This window comes from Salinibacterium sp. (assembly GCF_031364185.1).
GTDB lineage: Bacteria > Actinomycetota > Actinomycetes > Actinomycetales > Microbacteriaceae > Rhodoglobus.
This window is the reverse complement of sequence record NZ_JANLVV010000282.1, coordinates 1-17,472: the sequence shown is the minus strand read 5'-3', so window position 1 is coordinate 17,472 and position 17,472 is coordinate 1. Positions and strand designations below refer to the sequence as shown.

General features: G+C 62.5%; 12 protein-coding genes and 1 pseudogene. 6 read left to right on the top strand and 7 right to left on the bottom strand.

Annotated elements, in window-relative coordinates:
* Positions 1-55: 55 nt before the first annotated feature.
* From RMN95_RS12255 to RMN95_RS12225, 7 genes are all read right to left on the bottom strand, one after another.
* Positions 56-661 (bottom strand): DNA-3-methyladenine glycosylase I, encoded by a 606-nt coding sequence (locus tag RMN95_RS12255; RefSeq protein WP_309617191.1) that lies wholly within the window; start codon positions 659-661, stop codon positions 56-58.
* Complete coding sequence (locus RMN95_RS12250) at positions 658-1,218, bottom strand: methylated-DNA--[protein]-cysteine S-methyltransferase (protein WP_309617190.1); 561 nt, start codon at positions 1,216-1,218, stop codon at positions 658-660. Before RMN95_RS12250 ends, RMN95_RS12255 begins: the two co-directional genes overlap by 4 nt.
* 99 nt (positions 1,219-1,317) lie before the next feature.
* Complete coding sequence (locus RMN95_RS12245) at positions 1,318-2,373, bottom strand: hypothetical protein (RefSeq protein WP_309617189.1); 1,056 nt, start codon at positions 2,371-2,373, stop codon at positions 1,318-1,320.
* Between the two features lie 35 nt (positions 2,374-2,408).
* Positions 2,409-2,966 (bottom strand): YceI family protein, encoded by a 558-nt coding sequence (locus RMN95_RS12240; RefSeq protein WP_309617188.1) that lies wholly within the window; start codon positions 2,964-2,966, stop codon positions 2,409-2,411.
* A 102-nt stretch (positions 2,967-3,068) separates the two neighbouring features.
* The gene (locus RMN95_RS12235; RefSeq protein WP_309617187.1) at positions 3,069-4,433 is read right to left on the bottom strand and encodes an FAD-binding oxidoreductase; all 1,365 of its coding nucleotides are present in this window, start codon (positions 4,431-4,433) and stop codon (positions 3,069-3,071) included.
* A gap of 13 nt (positions 4,434-4,446) precedes the next feature.
* The gene (locus tag RMN95_RS12230; RefSeq protein WP_309617186.1) at positions 4,447-5,871 is read right to left on the bottom strand and encodes an aspartate aminotransferase family protein; all 1,425 of its coding nucleotides are present in this window, start codon (positions 5,869-5,871) and stop codon (positions 4,447-4,449) included.
* Between the two features lie 5 nt (positions 5,872-5,876).
* A complete protein-coding gene (locus RMN95_RS12225) occupies positions 5,877-6,359 on the bottom strand; it encodes an Lrp/AsnC family transcriptional regulator (protein WP_309617185.1) in 483 nt (160 codons plus the stop codon).
* A gap of 124 nt (positions 6,360-6,483) precedes the next feature.
* Here RMN95_RS12225 and RMN95_RS12220 point away from each other — a divergent pair, with 124 nt between their 5' ends.
* The 6 genes and pseudogenes from RMN95_RS12220 to RMN95_RS12195 form a co-directional block, all read left to right on the top strand.
* Positions 6,484-7,920 (top strand): gamma-aminobutyraldehyde dehydrogenase, encoded by a 1,437-nt coding sequence (locus RMN95_RS12220; protein ID WP_309617184.1) that lies wholly within the window; start codon positions 6,484-6,486, stop codon positions 7,918-7,920.
* Positions 7,921-7,957: 37 nt separating this feature from the next.
* Entirely contained in the window at positions 7,958-8,542 is a 585-nt protein-coding gene (locus RMN95_RS12215; protein WP_309617183.1) for an FHA domain-containing protein, read from the top strand.
* Positions 8,543-8,561: 19 nt separating this feature from the next.
* Complete coding sequence (locus RMN95_RS12210) at positions 8,562-9,392, top strand: protein phosphatase 2C domain-containing protein (RefSeq protein ID WP_309617182.1); 831 nt, start codon at positions 8,562-8,564, stop codon at positions 9,390-9,392.
* Between the two features lie 116 nt (positions 9,393-9,508).
* On the top strand, positions 9,509-10,942 hold the full coding sequence (locus RMN95_RS12205; RefSeq protein WP_309617181.1) for a serine/threonine-protein kinase: 1,434 nt from the start codon (positions 9,509-9,511) through the stop codon (positions 10,940-10,942).
* Positions 10,943-10,952: 10 nt separating this feature from the next.
* Positions 10,953-16,856 carry an Ig-like domain-containing protein gene (locus RMN95_RS12200; RefSeq protein WP_309617180.1) on the top strand — a complete coding sequence of 1,968 codons (5,904 nt, stop codon included), beginning with the start codon at positions 10,953-10,955 and terminating at the stop codon, positions 16,854-16,856.
* 57 nt (positions 16,857-16,913) lie between these two features.
* Positions 16,914-17,363, top strand: a pseudogene (locus RMN95_RS12195) (AAA family ATPase); the annotation flags it as partial.
* Positions 17,364-17,472: the final 109 nt, after the last annotated feature.

The window sequence follows — 17,472 nt, the reverse complement described above, 5'->3', positions numbered from 1 at the left end:
GCAACCACCGCCACTCTGCCGGACGCTGGCAGGCAACCAGGGCGCGGTGTGCTGCTCAGCTCGCCGCCCGCCAGCAGCCCTGGAGGTGATCGTCGACCATTCCGGATGACTGCATGAGCGCATACGCCGTGGTCGGGCCCACGAACCTATAGCCACGGGCGCGCAGTTCTGCGCTGAGCGCGGTCGACTCCGGTGTGATCGCCGGAATGTCAGATATTGACTGCGGGCGCGCCGCTCGCGATGGTGGCGCGAAGCCCCACATCAGCTCGTCGAGCCTGCCGGGCGTCGTTGCGGTCAGGTCGAGCGTGACGCGCGCATTGCCGATTGTGGCAAGCACTTTTGCTCTGTTCCGGATGATCCGCTCGTCACTCATGAGGCGCTCGATGTCGGCATCACTGTATCTGGCCACCACCCGAGGGTCGAAGCCGGCGAATGCCTCTCGAAACGCGGGTCGACGGCGGAGGATCGTGATCCATGACAGCCCCGCCTGGAATGCCTCCAGGCTTAGCTTCTCAAAGAGCGGCTGGTCACCGTGCAGAGGCCTGCCCCATTCCTCGTCGTGATATCGCTGATATTCGGCATCCGAGCCCACCCACCAGCAGCGATCCTTGCCGTCGGCCCCCTCGACCACGCTTCGAAAGACCGTGTCGGTGTCGCTCACAGTCGATGCTCGATGCCCTCGTGGTCGAGAAGCCATGCCTTGGTGGCGATGCCCTCGCCAGCGCTGAAGCCGGTGATACGCCCGCTGGTGGCGAGCACCCGGTGGCATGGCACGATGATCGGTACAGGGTTGGCTCCAACGGCACCGCCGACGGCACGACCGGCGGTCGGGCGACCTGTCGCATCACCCAGTGCCCCATACGACGTCACCGTACCGAACGGCATACGTGCGAGCTCTCGCCATATCGTCTGCTGGAATGCGGTACCCGCCAGCAGCACGGGAACAGTGAAATAGGTGCGCGCGCCCGCGAAGTACTCGCGAAGCTGGGTGACGGCGACGTCGAGAACTGGCGCGGTGTGCTCGGGAATGTCGTCGAAAGGAAGCGCGCCATCGCACTCGATCGCAAGGGAGACGATGGCCTCCCCATCGCTTACGAGTTCGATCCGGCCAAGAGGAGAATCGATGCGGCGCAGAAAGACGGGCGTGCGGGAGTCGGGCACTAGAACGCGGGAGGCGGGCGCCCGGGGTGCGCCTGCGACGGGGGATGCTGTGGTCATGTGACGACTGTAACCGCGGCATCCCCTGCGCATCTGGCGCATTTCGGACATCGGTGTGACGTGACCGTCCGCGTCATTCGGGGGAGGAGAAGTGGGACGCTACTGCTCAGAGTCACCCTGAGTTCGACGCTGGATATTTATGCTCTTATTCAGATCGGCGACTTCGGCGTTGAGAGCATCGAGCTGCGCGACGAGGCCGTCGTACTGGGTGACCCGATCGGCGATCGACGTGTACAGCGCATCGAGTTCGGTCTGGCGCGATACGAGGGAGACGCGCTCCGCTTCGAATTGCTGCTGGGTGAACTGGCCGCCCTCATCGGCGCGGGCGTTAAAGTTAGTGATGTCCGAGTTGAGTGCGTCGTAGCCGGAGTTATATGAGGCGTAATCGCCATCAACTCCGATCTTCAGCTCTCCAATCTGGGCAACAATCTGAGCGATGGAGGCCTGGCGCTCGGTGAAGATTGCGTTGGAGGTGGTGTGCAGCTCGACGAGCACTGCGCGGTCGGAAAAGTAGTTGCTGTAATATTTTTCCAATTCGGGGCTGACGTCGACGAATTCGGTGCCAATGATGGAGTGCAACTCGTTGAGTCGTTCGCCGGGCTCGGCAGTGGCGTAGTACTCCAGCGTCTTGACGAACGTGGGATCGTCTGCGCGGGCCGCCGCCTGGGCCTCCAGTAGCGGTGCAACCGCGTCGTGCTCGGCGTCAGACATTCGATCCCACACCGCGTGCAGCATCTCGTGCGCAGCGACGACCTCCTCGATTCCATCGAGCCGGTCGTCGGTCACATCAAACAGGTAGATTCGGCGTTCGCCGTGCACGTAGCATCCAAGGATGCCGACGTCTTCGACATAGCTTGCGCACTTCTCATCGAATGCCTTGGTCGCTTTGATCGAAGGGCGACTCGCGTAGAAGTTGAAGCGACCCTCGTCGGTCATGGTGGATCGATCGGCGTACGACGCCAGTGCCGTGCTGGGTTCGAATTGCCAGACCGTGAACTGGTCGGCGACGCGCTGCTGGTGTGTGAGCACCCAGACACCCGCTGCACCAAGAATGAGAATGAGGATGATACCGAGCGTTGCCAGCACGACTCGACCTATCCGCGGTCGAGCCCGCCCCGGCTGCTGTGGCAGGGGAGCGGGCTCGGTGAATGTCACGGCAGCGACTCTATCTGAGCGTTGGCGAAAAAAGGTCAGGGCTGCAGCACAACCTGCAGCTCGAAGTTAATTGTTACATCGTCGCCGAGGGTGAGACCACCCGCTTCCAGTGCGGCGTTCCAGCTGACGCCGTAGTGCTGGCGATTAATGACGGTCGACGCGGTGGCTCCGGCCTTCGTCTGTCCATAGCCGTCGGTGATGATGCCGCCGAACTCGCCCTTCAGCACCTCTGTCTTCGTGACGCCACGGAGAGTGAGGTCACCGGTGATGCTGAAGTGGTTGCCGGAGGCTTCGATCGAGGTAGACGTGAAGGTGATGTGGGGAAACTCTTCGGCGAGAAAGAAGTCGCTGGTGCGCAGGTGAGCGTCGCGGTCTTTCTGGTTGGTGTCGACAGAGGCGACCTCGATGGTGGCCTCGACCGTGGATTCCGCCGGGTTCTCGGCGGTCACGATTGTCGCGTCAAAGATCTTGAACGAACCACGAACCTTACTGATTTTGAGGTGCTTCACCGAAAACGAGATCTCGGAATGGGTGGGATCGAGCTTCCAGGTGCCAGCGACGTAGTCGGTGTGGGCGTCAGGTGAAGTGGTCATGGCTGAGTCAAGAACAGAAGCCCCCCGAGTATTCCCAAAATGGATGACGTGTCATATAAGTTCTTGAGAACGGAGAAGTGTTGTCGACATCTCTGCGCAGAGTCAGTGGCCGGTAAACGATCCCATGACTTTCGCCACCCAGGAAGACTTTCCCGTGATCCGCTCCTCACCATCGGCAATCGACATGGCCAGGAGCCCGGCATTGGCACCGAGAAACCTCAGCGGCTCCGGCTCCCACGAGGGGGAGCGGTGGTTGACCCAGGCCAGCGTGGTCAGCTCGGAGTCGGTGCCGGTCACCAGGTCCGCCAGCGTGCGACCAGCCAGATTGGTCGTGCTCAGGCCATCACCCACGTAGCCGCCTGCCGAGGCGATTGACGTAGCGCGGTCGTAGTGTGCCGAAGCGTGCCAGTCTCGCGCGACACCGAGCGGTCCACCCCACCGATGGGTGACTGCGGTGTCTCCTATGACGGGGAACAGCTCTCCGAGGGTGCGACGCAGGTGGTCGAACACGGCCGGAGTGCGGTCGTACTCGGGCCGGATTGCGCTGCCCCAGTGATACCTCGCCCCTCGTCCGCCGAAAGCGAACCGATTATCGGCCGTGCGCTGGCCGTAGACGAGAAGGTGTCGAAAGTCGGTGAAGGTCTGCCCGTGCGCGATGCCGATCTCATCCCACGTGGCATCCGGAAGCGGCTCCGTGGCGATCATCAGCGAGTACAGCGGAAGTACGCGTCGGGCGGTGGCGGGCAGACCGGCCCCATATCCCTCGGTCGCCGCAACGACGACGTTGCACCGCACGCTGCCTCGGTCCGTCGTGATACGGCGCGGCACATAGTCGATCACCTCGGTCTGCTCGTAGATCGTCACTCCGCGCGCCTCGAGCGCCCTCGCGAGACCCCGAACCAGTTTGGCCGGATGCAGTCGAGCACAGGCAGGATCAAAACTCGCGCCGAGTGCTCCCGCCGCCCGAACCCGATCAGGGCCCCACAGTTGATGCTGGTCCACTCCGAAGCTGGCCGCCTCGGCCACCTCGGCCCTGGCCGCGGCGAGCTGCACTTTCGAGCGCGCGAACGCGACGGTGCCGCCCTTCACGAAATCGATATCAGTGCCGATGGATGCCGCCACCCGACCGACTTCGTCCACCGTTGCGATCATCGCCCGCCGCATTGCCAGGGCGGCATCCCGGCCATGCGTGCGAGCGAGCGACGCCGTGGACCGTGGGAACAGTGCGCTGCACCAGCCACCATTGCGACCGGATGCCCCGAAGCCCACGATCTGCTTTTCGAGCACGGCGATGGTGAGTGTTGGATCGCGCTCGAGCAGATACCAGGCCGTCCAGAGCCCCGTCAGCCCACCACCGATGATGGCGACATCCACATCGAGATCCCCGGGCAGAGGCGGTCTCGGGGCCAAGTCATCGGGCACGGTGTCGTGCCAGAAGCTGAGGCCGCGGTAGTCATTCACCGGCATCGTTGACCTGCTCTTAGAGTCGTGACCACGCCTCCGTCAACACCGAGCGCAGAATGCTCTCGATCTCATCGAACTCGGCAGGGCCGATTGTGAGAGGTGGTGCAAGCTGGATGACCGGGTCACCCCTGTCGTCGGCTCGGCAATACAGGCCGGCGTCGTAGAGCGCCTTCGACAGGAAGCCGCGGAGCAGACGCTCTGCTTCGTCGTCGTCGAAGGTCTCTTTGGTGACTTTGTCTTTGACCAGTTCGATGCCGAAGAAGTAGCCAGCGCCACGGATATTGCCGACGATCGGGAGGTCGAGCAGCTTCTCGAGTGTCGCACGGAAAATCGGCGAATTCTCGCGTACGTGCTCGTTGAGCTTCTCTTCCTCGAAAATGTCGAGGTTGGCCAGCGCGACGGCCGACGACACGGGATGACCGCCGAAGGTGTAGCCATGGTAAAACGCGGTCGTGCCGTGCTTGAACGGCTCGTAGATGCGATCGGACACGATGGTCGCGCCGATAGGCGAGTATCCGCTCGTCATGCCCTTCGCGCAGGTGATCATGTCGGGCACGTAGCCGTACTCATCGCAGGCGAACATGCGGCCGATGCGTCCAAAGGCGCAGATGACCTCGTCGCTGACCAGCAGCACGTCGTACTTGTCGCAAATCTCACGAACACGCTGGAAGTAGCCGGGCGGGGGCGGGAAGCATCCACCCGAATTCTGCACAGGCTCGAGGAAGACTGCCGCGACGGTCTCGGGGCCTTCGAACAGAATCATTTCCTCGATGCGATTCGCTGCCCACACGCCGAATTCGGTCTCGATATCGGTTGCGGTGGCCGACGCGACGAAGCCCATCTCCTCGGCGCGGTAGAAGTTCGTGTTGGGCACGCGGAATCCGCCGGGAACGAGGGGCTCGAACATTTCCTTCATGGCGGGGATGCCCGTGATCGCCAATGCTCCCGAGGGGGTGCCGTGATACGCCACGGCCCGCGAAATCACCTTGTGCTTGGTGGGGCGGCCCTGCAGCTTCCAGTAGTACTTCGCAAGCTTGAACGCGGTCTCGACAGCCTCACCGCCGCCGGTGGAGAAGAAGACACGATTGAGGTCGCCCGGTGCATAGTTGGCGAGTCGGTCGGCGAGTTCGATCGCGTTCGGGTGCGCGTACGACCAGATGGGGAAGAAAGCGAGCTCTTCGGCCTGCTTTGCGGCGACTTCGGCGAGGCGCTTGCGGCCGTGCCCGGCATTAACGACGAAGAGTCCACTCAGGCCGTCGATGTACCTTTTGCCCTTCGAATCCCAGATGTGGTGCCCCTCACCCTTCGTGATGATGGGGACGCCGTGCCCATCCTCCAGCACTGACATGCGGGAGAAATGCATCCAGAGGTGGTCCTTCGCCTTCTGCTGAAGGTCTGCTTCATTCCATGTCTGCGTTGAGACCGCGTCGATGATGCTCATTGTCTTTACCTTGTTCCCCAGTTATAGAACTGTTTTTGTAGTCGTAGGTACACGAAAGTCTCGGTGGACTGCACACCCTCGATGGAGCGGATCTGCTTATTGAGAAGGTCAATCAGGTCGTCGTCGTTCTCACACACCACTTCGGCGAGGATGTAGAAGCTGCCCGCCGTCAACACGACGTAGTCGACGGCAGGCAGGGCGCTCAGGTTTTGCGCGACAGTGGTGGTGTCGCCCGCGACGCGAACACCGATCATGGCCTGGCGGTAGAAGCCCAGCTGCATCGGATCGGTCACAGCGACGACCTGCATCACTCCGGAGTCCGTGAGCTTCTGCACCCGCTGGCGCACTGCGGCTTCGCTGAGCCCCACGGCCTTGCCGATCTCCGCATAGGAGCGTCGCCCGTCGGCCTGGAGCTGCTCAATGATGCCCTTCGACACCTCGTCGAGCTGGATCGGACGGGATCCGGGCTGTCGGGGCGAGGGGCTCATTCTTCGATTCTGTCAGCGTATTGACGGCGTGACAAGTGATTCCGAACCAAATTCGACTCTAAGTCGACGAAATCAGCAGCGATTTGGTCTGGATGCCACACCTCCGCATCGATAGGTTAGCTGCATGGCCACTCACGAGATCCACAACTTCATCAATGGCGAATACGTATCCGCGAGTGCCGATTCGGGCTTTGAGGTCATCGACCCGGCCACGGAGCAGAGCTATGCCACCTCGCCCGTCTCGGGAAAGCCCGACGTCGATGCGGCGTTCTCGGCCGCGGAAGCGGCGTTCGAGGTGTGGGGCGAATCGACTCCGTCGGAGCGCCAACTTGCCCTGTTTCGAATCGCAGACGCCGTGGAGTCGCGAGCAGAAGAGTTTGCCGATCTTGAGTCGAAAGATACCGGCAAGCCCAGGGCCACCCTCGTCACTGACGAAATCATGCTGTCCGTCGACCAGATCCGCTTCTTCGCGGGCGAAGCTCGACATCTGTCGGGAATGGCCAGCGGCGAGTACCTAAAAAACCACACGTCCTCGATCAGGCGCGAGCCGATCGGCGTGATCGGCCAGGTCACGCCGTGGAACTATCCGCTCAATATGGCGGTGTGGAAGTTCGCCCCCGCGGTCGCCGCAGGCAACACCACGGTGCTGAAACCCAGCGATACGACGCCCTCATCCACTCTTCTGCTGGCGGAGGTCGCGGCCGAGTTCCTGCCGAAGGGCGTCATGAACGTGATCGTCGGCGACCGCAGCACCGGCGGTCTCATGATTGACAATCGCATCCCGCAGATGGTGTCGATCACCGGCTCGGTGCGCGCCGGAATAGAGGTAGCGCAGTCGGCCGCTCGTGACCTCAAGCGAGTGCACCTGGAGCTCGGTGGCAAAGCCCCCGTGATTGTCTTCGATGACGCGGATCTTGAGTCAGCAGTAGCGGGGATCGCCACCGCAGGCTATTTCAACGCTGGCCAGGACTGCACGGCGGCAACGAGAGTGCTTGTGCAGGCGGGAATCCACGACGACTTTGTCGCGGCGCTGGCCACCTATGCCCGCGAGAATGCGAAGACCGGAGCACCCTTCGACGACGGGATACTGTTCGGCCCGGTGAACAATGCCGGCCAGCTCGAACGGGTGTCCGCGATCATCGACGCACTGCCGGGGCACGCCACCATCGAGCTGGGTGGCGCGCGGCAGGGCTCGACCGGGTACTTCTATCCGGCGACCATCGTGTCCGGCCTGAAGCAGACAGACGACGCAGTACAAAATGAAATCTTCGGACCGGTCATCACGGTTCAAAAGTTCACGGCAGAGACGGAGGCACTGGAATGGGCCAACGACGTGCAGTACGGCCTTGCCTCGAGCGTCTGGACGAAAGACCACTCTCGCGCCATGCGATTCGCCAAGCACCTCGACTTCGGTTGCGTGTGGATCAACACCCACATTCCGATAGTTGCCGAGATGCCCCATGGGGGTTTCAAGCACTCCGGGTATGGCAAGGATCTGTCGAGTTACGGCTTCGAGGATTACACCAGGGTCAAACACGTGATGAGTTACCTCGGCGGCTAGGCCGTAGTATGCGCTGTATGGGAGAGCGCTCAGGCCAATGACCGAAGAGTTGGACGATACCAGGACCTCCCCTACCCGTGCAGCGGCGCTGGAACGCGTCGAGGTAATCCGGGTCGCCCATCCCTCGGGCGACGTCGTGGGAGACACGGTGATGTCGATACGGTCGGCCGCAGAACTAGTCGAGCCGGCCCGGCAGAAGACATCCCCCCGCTCCGTCACTGACGCGATCAGCGCATTCCTTCCAGCGTCGTCGGCGCCTGCCCGCGCTGCCTCGTACAGCTTCAGGGTGGGAAATCGAGCCGAGACTGTCATGCTCGACCGGCCCGCCCGGGTCGGCCGTGAGCCTGCTGTGACCAGGATTTCGACCGGGGTGAGCCCGCGCCTGGTTCGAGTTTCCTCGCCGAGAAATGAGGTATCCGGTACTCATCTCGAAGTGCGTCAGGTCGGGGCGTCCGTCATCGTCACCGACCTGCGTTCGACCAACGGCTCTGTGGTCACGCAACCGGGGAGCGTTCCCCGAAAACTCAGGCAGGGTGAGTCGGTGGTGGTCACACCGGGCACTCTGGTGGATATTGGTGACGGGAATATTCTCCACATACTTCCGATGCAGCGCCTCGGCTAAACCAGAAAGAAGGGCAGCCGTGACCGAAATCGGTTCGAACAACCCTGGATTCGCTGTGCCCATCCCCGGTCGACCGGACGTGGCATTGCGGCTCGCCTGGGCTTGTGCCACCGACGTTGGGCATCGGCGCCAGGTCAACGAGGACAGCTATGTCGCCAGTGCGCCACTGTTCGCGGTCGCCGATGGGATGGGCGGGCACTCGGCCGGCGACCTCGCCAGTGCCGCCGTGGTGGAGCGACTCGCGGAAATGCTCGATTCCAGCTTCACTTCTCCTCAATCCATCGAACAGGCCCTCGAGAGGGCCACCGCCGATATCACCACCATCGCCGAAGGAAGCGAACTAGGGGTAGGTACCACCGTCACCGGCGCAGCCCTGACGCTGCAGGACGACGATCCATATTTTGTGGTGTTCAACATCGGCGACAGCAGGGTGTATCGATACGAATCGAACGAATTCGCGCAGGTCACAATTGATCATTCCGTCGTGCAGGAGCTGGTCGAATCCGGGGCACTCAGCCGCGACGAAGCAGAGAATCACCCCGACAGCAACATCATCACTCGAGCCGTTGGTTTCAACGCCAGGCCATACCCGGATTTCTGGTTGCTGCCCGTGCGCTCGGGCCTTCGCCTGCTGATCTGCTCTGACGGCCTCACCAAGGAGGTGAGCGATGAACGTCTTCGAATGCACATGGCGGCAGGCCTGAGCCCCCGCGAGACTGCCGGCGCGCTCATCGACGCGGCGCTGGCGTCCGGCGGCAGGGATAACGTAACCGCCATCGTGGTCGACGTTCTCGAGGCGCCTGAGACGGCGGATATCGACGACACTGCGCCGCGCTCGCGGCGCTTGTAGCACGTTCGGGCGCTACTCGGAATGGGGGGTCCTGACACGCCCCCCGTTCGGGGGTTATACCGCTTTATCGGGGCAGTCACCAGCCTACAATTGGAGATCCGACCAGAGTCCAGGAGGTGATCGTGGCGCGCCGATTGCCGTCTGCTCCTCCGATCCTGCCCGGGTTTTCACACATCCATGTGCTCGGTTCGGGTGGTTTCGCCGACGTATTCCTCTATGAGCAGAACATGCCGAGGCGGCAGGTCGCCGTCAAGGTGATGCTCAGCGAGGTCGTAAACGATCAGGTCAGGCAGATGTTCCAGGCCGAAGCGAACCTGATGGCCCAGCTGAGCGCTCATCCTTCGATCCTCACCGTGTACCAGGCGAGCGTGTCATCAGACGGGCGACCCTACCTGGTGATGGAACTGTGCTCATCGTCGCTGAGCCAGCGCTACCGCACGGAACGACTCCCGGTCGCAGAGGTGCTGCGCATTGCGGTGAAGATCGGCAGCGCTGTGGAGACCGCGCACCGGGCGGGCGTGTTGCATCGGGATATCAAACCCTCCAATATCCTCACCACCGCCTACGGGCATCCTGTGCTCTCCGACTTCGGCATCGCTGCGACCCTGGGGGAATCAGAGAGCCTGGAAGCGGTCGGGATGTCCATCCCGTGGTCGGCGCCGGAGGTCCTGATGGATGAGACGGCCGGCACCATAGGTTCCGAGGTCTGGGCCTTCGCCGCCACGGTGTATTCCCTGCTGGCGGGACGCTCCCCGTTCGAAATTCCTGGGGAGTCGAATAAGTCAACCGACCTGATCTCCAGGATCAATCGAGCCAGGCCGCAGCCGATTGGCCGCAGCGATGTGCCCGCGAGTCTCGAGCGGGCCCTCGCGCGAGCCATGTCGCGCAAGCCCGAGGCCCGCCAGGGAAGCGTGATCGAGCTTGTCTACGAGATGCAGGCCATCGAATCGGAGCTGGGCATGCCTCAGACCCCCATCGAGGCCGTCATCGACGAGTGGGCATTGGCGACAGTGTCAGACCTCGAAGACAAAACCCGTGTGCGCGGCGCTGCGATTACCACCGGTTCGGTCTCCCAGCGGCGTAAGCGGCGGCGTGGAGTGGTGGATGGCGACTCCTACAGCGGCATTGGGACGGTGGTGCGCAATTCCCGTTCCGGCCAGAAGAGCACGGGGGCCGACTCCGCGCAACGGCCCGGCGGGGTGCGCAACCTGGTGTGGGCCGCGGTCGCAGCCACCACGCTGATCGCGGGGCTTGTCCTCGCCCTGGTTGTCGCTTTCGTCAGCAACAGTTCGACCGACGTTCCGGTGGTGTCCGATATCCAGGCAACAGTGATGGAGAACACCGTCACATTCCGCTGGCAGGATCCGGGAATCGACGTGACGGATTCCTACCAGATCGCCACCACGGACGGGCAGTCGAGCGTGCAACGAAGCCCCGAGTTCACCTTCGACGCCAATCCCGGCGAACGCGTGTGCATCACGGTCATGGTGAACCGCGAGGGCAGGTCGGGCCCGGCCAGCGGTGAAAAATGCGCGGAAATCCCCGGATGACGGGCGTCCAATGCTGAGGAGCTGGCTGTCATCACACTCGTCACTGGTCGTAAGCGCGATCAGTGCAGTGGTGATCGCGGCGATCGTCGCCACTGTCGCCATCGTCTCGACCGGTTACACGGCTCAACGGCTTGACCTCGGGGACGGGTCGGTGTGGGTCGCAAACAGCCAGCAGCAAGCGATCGGCAGAGCCAATACGGAAGTTCTCGAGCTGAACACCGTGGTGGTTACCACCGGTAATGACGTTGACGTAGTTCAGCGGGGCGACACCGTCTTTTCTTTCGACCGCTCCGAGAACAAGATCGATGTTGTTGACCCCGCAACGTCTCTCGTCGTCGACAGCGTGCCACTTCCTCCCGACCGGCCCGAGGTTTTTCTCGCGGGCGATAATGTGGTGGTGTTCGCGCAAGCGACGGGCGAGTTGTGGATCGTATCGACCGCAAGTTTCGTCAACTTCGATGCGGAATCCGAGGCGTCGCTGAGCCTGGGGGCTGGCGCCGTGGTGAGCGTTGATCCCGATGGCCTTCTCTTCGCCTACTCGCCCGCAACCTCCGTGGTCTACACGGTGGATGCGTCGGTGTCTGACCTCGTCGAATCCACTGACCAGGTGCGCGTCGGTGCGGCGAACGCCGCCGTCAGTATCAGCTCCGTTGCGGGCCGCTGGGTCATCCTCGACTCCCAGTCACGGCGGTTGTATCTCGAAGGCAGGACGGTTGACCTTTCGCCTCTGGCAGGCGACGCGGGCGCACTCGCGGTGCAGTGGGCGAGCGCCGCTGGCGACCGAGTGCTCATCGGATACTCCGGCGGGCTGATCAGCGTTCCCCTCAGCGGCGCGGCCGCGGTAAACCTTGCCGACGGCCAGTCCGGTATTGCGGCGCGGCCCCTGGTGCACGACGGCTGCGAGTTCGCGGCATGGACCAATGGCGACAACTGGCGCCGATGTCGCGGCGACGGGGGAGCCGGCACCACTACCGCTCTCGAGTCGGTCGGAGCGAACGCGCAACTCTCCTTCGTCACCAACGGTCAGCGTGCGGTGCTCAACGACAGGCGCACCGGTCGCACCTGGGCTGTGCAGCGCGATGGTGAACTGATCAACAACTGGAACGACCTCATTGCGCCGGATGAAAACAAGCCAGACGAGCAGCAGAACGACGATCAGCTCCAGCCGGAAGTGGAGAAGATCCAGGCACCGCCGGTGGCTATCGATGACGCGTTCGGCGCGCGTCCGGGTCGCGCCACGGTGCTGCCGGTCCTGCTCAATGACTACGACCCCAACGGCGACGTGCTCGTGGTCAGCGACCTCGCCCCGATCGACGAATCCGTCGGCCGGATCGATCTCATCAATGAGCGACAGCAGATCCAGCTGACGCTCTCTGCAGGAGCCACCGGCCAGATCTCCTTCGCCTACACGATTACGGATGGACGTGGCGGAAGCGCGACGGCCATCGTGGTGATCTCGGTGCGCGGGGCCGCGGAGAATTCACCGCCCCAGCAGGTGCGGTCGACAAAGACCGTCGTGGTGTCGTCTGGGCGTGTCACAACCCAGGTGCTCGGGGACTGGATCGATCCGGATGGCGACGCGTTCTACCTGACCAGTGCGACCGTTGCGCCGCCGAGTGCGGTGACGTACAAGCCCAACGGCACTGTCATCTATACGGATGCCGGTACCGGGCCAAATTTGGCAATCGTCTCGATCCTCGTGTCTGACGGCTCTGCGGAAGGCGCAGGAACACTGTCTGTGAGCGTCAAGCCGGCGGGAGAAGTAGACATCATCGCCGACCCCTTCGTCGTGATGGCATCGGCCGGAGAGGAGAAGACGATTTCTCCGCTCGATCATGTGCGCGGTGGCTCAGGCATCCTGCGACTGAATAGCGTTCCCGCCAAACCCGACGTGACCATCACCCCGAGTTACGAGACCGGCACCTTCAGGTTCACGAGTGACCTGATACGCAGCCACTACCTCGAATATGTCGTCACGGATGGCGCGCTGACCGTGACCGGACTCGTCAGAGTGGATGTCGTGTCGCCACCCGAGGCGAACACGAAGCCCATCACCGTTCCCAAAACGGTATTTGTGAGGAGCCTGCGCAACGAGCGGATCGACGTCGCTGGTACCGATGTCGACCCCGCCGGAGGAGTTCTGCTTGTCACGGGACTCATGAACCTGGCGAGCAATTCCGGCGTTCGAGCCGAGATCCTTGACCAGCGGGTAGTGAGAGTGAGCCTGGAAAGGCCGCTCGACAGCGGTCCGGTCTCGTTCAACTACCGGATCAGCAATGGGTTAGCCGAGGCCGAGGGGGTCATCACTGTCATCGAGATACCGGCGCCCAGTCGCATCCAACCGCCCATCGCGAATGATGACAGCGTCTCCGTACGAGTCGGTGAAGCAATCGACATTCCCGTACTCACCAACGACGAACATCCCGATGGGTTCGACCTGACGCTCCAGCCCAAGCTCGACCAGGCGCTACCGGATGACTCGGGGCTGCTCTTCGCGTCGGGCCGGGTGTTGCGATACCTCGCGCCGGCCAAGACCGGTAACTTCATCGCCGCCTACCGGGTGACCGGGCCGGATGGGCAGGCTGCCACCGCCCAGGTGCGCATTTCGGTGCGTGAGGTGGATGCGGCGACCAATAACGCACCGGTCCCGACGACCGTCACCGCCAGGGTGCTCGCGGGTGAGACCGTCCGGGTGCGAATTCCGCTTACCGGCATTGACCCGGACGGCGACTCAGTGCAGCTGCTGGGACAGTCGACGAATCCAGCAAAGGGCGCGGTGATCGATACCGAGGTCGACACTTTCCTTTACCAGGCTGGTGACTACTCGGCAGGCACAGACAGCTTCACCTACACCGTCATCGATTCGATGGGGGCGAGGGCGACCGGCATCGTTCGGATCGGGATCAGCCCCAGGCTCGAAGGTGCTCGCAATCCCGTTGCTGTCGCCGACGAGGTGACGGTACGACCTGGCGTCACAGTCTCCGTTCAGGCTCTGGTGAACGATTCAGATCCCGACGGCAGTCCCTTGACGATCACCTCCGCCGTGCCAACCGATAAGGTGACCACTGCCGTGATCACGGCGCCGGATATTGTTGATGTCACTCCGCCGCCCGCGACCGGAAGTTACGGCGTGATTTACACCATCGAGAATGATAAGGGTGGCACCAGCCAGAACTTCATCAGGGTGACAGTGGATCCGGATGCGCCGTTGTCGTATCCGGTGGCGACGGACAGCGTGCTGACCCTGTCTGATGTGCTCGATCGCCCTCGGGTGACAGTGGATGTGCTGGCCAACGTCTTCTTCGCCGATGGGGACTCTCGAACGCTGGCCCTGTCTGTTTACCCCGGATACGGTGCGAACGCTCGGGTCACCTCAAATAAGCGCATTGAGGTTACGATCGCAAATAAGGGCCAAATCATCCCATTCAGGGTGACCCACCCCGATGACCCCACGGTGTTCAGCTTCGCGTTCATCCGAGTCCCGGGGCTCGACGACGCGCTGCCCCAGATTGATCGACGCGCCCCTGCGCTGAGGGTGAACAGCGAATCCGATCTGGTGATCGACATCAACGATTACGTGATCGCGGTGGCGGGTCGAAAGGTGCGGCTCACCGATTCGAGCGCCGTGCAGGCAACCCACTCCAACGGGCGCAATCTCGTTGTTGACCAGGACACCCTTCGGTTCACCTCTGCGGACAAATACTTTGGACCTGCGTCGATCTCGTTCGAGGTTACGGACGGCACCTCGGCCGACGACCCCAACGGCAGAACCTCCATCCTGGTGCTGCCCATCACGGTCGACCCGAGGGATAACCAGCCCCCCTCATTCGACGGAGCCGTTCTCGAGTTCGAGCCAGGCCAGGAACGAGACATCGACCTGCTCAAATTGACGACGTACCCGTACCCGCAGGACATCGATGAACTGGTCTACGAGGTCCTTGCTCCGAAACCGGAGGGCTTCAGGACAGCGCTGAACGGAACCATACTCACCCTTCGTGCCGATGAGAATGCAAGCAGGGGCGGCGCAACGACGATGTCGCTCGGAGTGCGCGATAACGTCAGCCAGGGCGGCGTCGGGCGCATCCAGCTCAGCATCGTGCCGTCGACTCGACCACTGCTCATTCCCGCCACGGACACGGCCATCGCCCGCAGGGGTGGTACGACGACAGTGGATGTGCTCGCCAATGATCAGGCCACCAACCCGTTCCCGGGCACGGCGCTGCGGGTGATCAATATCCGGGGACTCGCCGGGGGATCCCTTCCGGCCGGAGTCGACATCCAGCCGAACTCCGACAACACCAGACTGGCGGTCTCCATTGGCCAGAACGCGGTTGCGGGGAATGTAAATCTGCAGTACCAGGTCGCTGATTCGACCAACGATCCGGACAGGTATGTCTGGGGATCGATCACGATCTCGATTCAGGACAGGCCAGATCCCGTGGCGAATGTCGCACCGACCGGATTCGGCGATAAGTCGATCACGCTCAAATGGAATGCTGGAGCATTTAACAACTCACCGATCACGAACTACCGGGTTACCGCGACCCGGGGTGCCGCCGTGGTCAGCACCACCGATTGCACGGGAACGACCTGCGCTATCCCGACGAACGGAAATGGCCCCGGGAACTCGGTGATAATTTCGGTGGTCGCGACGAACGCCGTTGGTGATTCCGACCCGGCAGTGTTGCCTGATCTCATCTGGTCGGACGTGATCCCTCCCGCCCCGACCGTCTTGAGTTCCGTCGCACTCAACCGTGGGCTGCGCATCTCCTGGAACGCCGTCGCCACTCCGGCCGGGGGCTCTGACGTCGACAGGTATCAGTTGACCGTCGGCGGGTTCACCCGCGACTTTACCCCGTCCACCACCTGCAGTGGCGGCACCTGCACTGTCGACACACTTTCCGCAGGATGGACCCTCGATAACGGAGTGGGCGTGTCTTACACCGTCAGCCCCCGCAATGCGGCATTGACCGCGCTGTCGGTCTGGAATACGAGTGAACCGCGGTCTGATGTGCCTGCAGGCCCTCCGATAGCCACCAGCGCGCCCCTTGCTACCGTGGTTGGCGACACCACGGTCCAGCTCAGCTGGACAGGGGTGTTCTCCGATAACGGCCGCGCGATCACCGGCTATCGTGCTGCTGCCTACACGGGGGCTGCACCTACCTGCGCGCCGGACGGCACCGTCACCTCCAACGGCGCCATCGTGCTCGGTGCGACTACGTTGTTGTCGGCGCAATTCAGCGGCCTGTCGCCCAACGCGACATACTCACTGCTCGTGTTTGCCGTCAACGGGCAGGGATGTACGGCCAGTTCGTCGGTAACTGCCTATACCGCGCCCGGTGTCGTCACCTCGATCGACACCGGTACCGGTCCGGTGCCCAACGTCGACAGGTTTGATTTCCAGCTCCTTGGCGGGTACATGGACGCCGATCGATTGACCAGCGACTACACCGTCTTCTATCGGCTGATCGGGCCCAGCGTGCCGGCCACGGCCTATGGACCGGTGAGTCTTGGATCACTGCTCACTGCGGATGGTCTCCAGTACGGCCAGGATGTGGCCGTGCAGGTTCGGGCGTGCCGCACCCCCGGGTCCGTGGCACTGTGCAAGTCGAACTGGTCGGCGCCATTCCCGCTGGGCACGCCGGTAGATCCGAGGGTCGTCGGTAACCTCTCGTTTACGCCAGACAATGCCGGGGTGTCGAACTCGGGAACCTTCCAATGGGATGGGTTACCGGTGGGGTACGACCTGGTCGAGTTTGCCTGTGGCGCTCCTCCCAGCGTGTTCACGGCGGCAGGTGCCGACACTACCTGTCATGCTGACGCGAGTATCGCGCAGGTTCCGCAATTGACTATCCGGGTCACCGCCAACGGAAAGACCTACACGAAGACCTATGACGGGCCTGACTATGACTGATACGACACAAGCAAACGTGATCACTACCGACCCGAATCCGAGCTGGGGAGCAGCAGCATGACCATGACACCGGAACAGGCGACCTGGTTCTCCGATATCTTCAATCGACTCGTTGCCAATGTTGACCAGGTGCTGCTGGGAAAGACGTTCGTCATCCGTCTCGGTTTTACCGCGCTACTCAGTGACGGCCACCTCTTGCTTGAAGACTTCCCGGGGACGGGCAAGACCTCGTTTGCGCGCGCGATTGCGCAGAGCGTAGCGGGTTCGAGCAGCCGCATCCAGTTCACCCCTGACCTGCTGCCCGGTGACATCACCGGGGTGAGCATCTACAACCAGTCCGTGGGAGATTTCGAATTTCATTCCGGACCCATCTTCGCCAATATCGTGCTCGCCGACGAGATCAATAGGGCGAGCCCGAAGACGCAATCTGCGCTGCTGGAAGTCATGGAGGAGAGCAACGTCACCGTTGACGGGATCACCCATCCCGTTGGTGCTCCGTTCATGGTGACGTTGCTCTCCTCCATGACTTCCAGCAGCGCAGATTGCGTCTTCGGGCTCGCCCTATTGATCTCGTCGGCGAGCACGATATTGGCGAAGATGGGTCCGGAATGAAATT

Excerpts from the sequence above, each read along its gene's own strand:
- RMN95_RS12225 (WP_309617185.1), bottom strand. The coding sequence starts at position 6,359 with ATGAGCCCCTCGCCCCGACAGCCCGGATCCCGTCCGATCCAGCTCGAC.
- RMN95_RS12240 (WP_309617188.1), bottom strand. The coding sequence starts at position 2,966 with ATGACCACTTCACCTGACGCCCACACCGACTACGTCGCTGGCACCTGG.
- RMN95_RS12230 (WP_309617186.1), bottom strand. The coding sequence starts at position 5,871 with ATGAGCATCATCGACGCGGTCTCAACGCAGACATGGAATGAAGCAGAC.
- RMN95_RS12215 (WP_309617183.1), top strand. The coding sequence starts at position 7,958 with ATGACCGAAGAGTTGGACGATACCAGGACCTCCCCTACCCGTGCAGCG.
- RMN95_RS12235 (WP_309617187.1), bottom strand. The coding sequence starts at position 4,433 with ATGCCGGTGAATGACTACCGCGGCCTCAGCTTCTGGCACGACACCGTG.
- RMN95_RS12200 (WP_309617180.1), top strand. The coding sequence starts at position 10,953 with ATGCTGAGGAGCTGGCTGTCATCACACTCGTCACTGGTCGTAAGCGCG.
- RMN95_RS12220 (WP_309617184.1), top strand. The coding sequence starts at position 6,484 with ATGGCCACTCACGAGATCCACAACTTCATCAATGGCGAATACGTATCC.
- RMN95_RS12250 (WP_309617190.1), bottom strand. The coding sequence starts at position 1,218 with ATGACCACAGCATCCCCCGTCGCAGGCGCACCCCGGGCGCCCGCCTCC.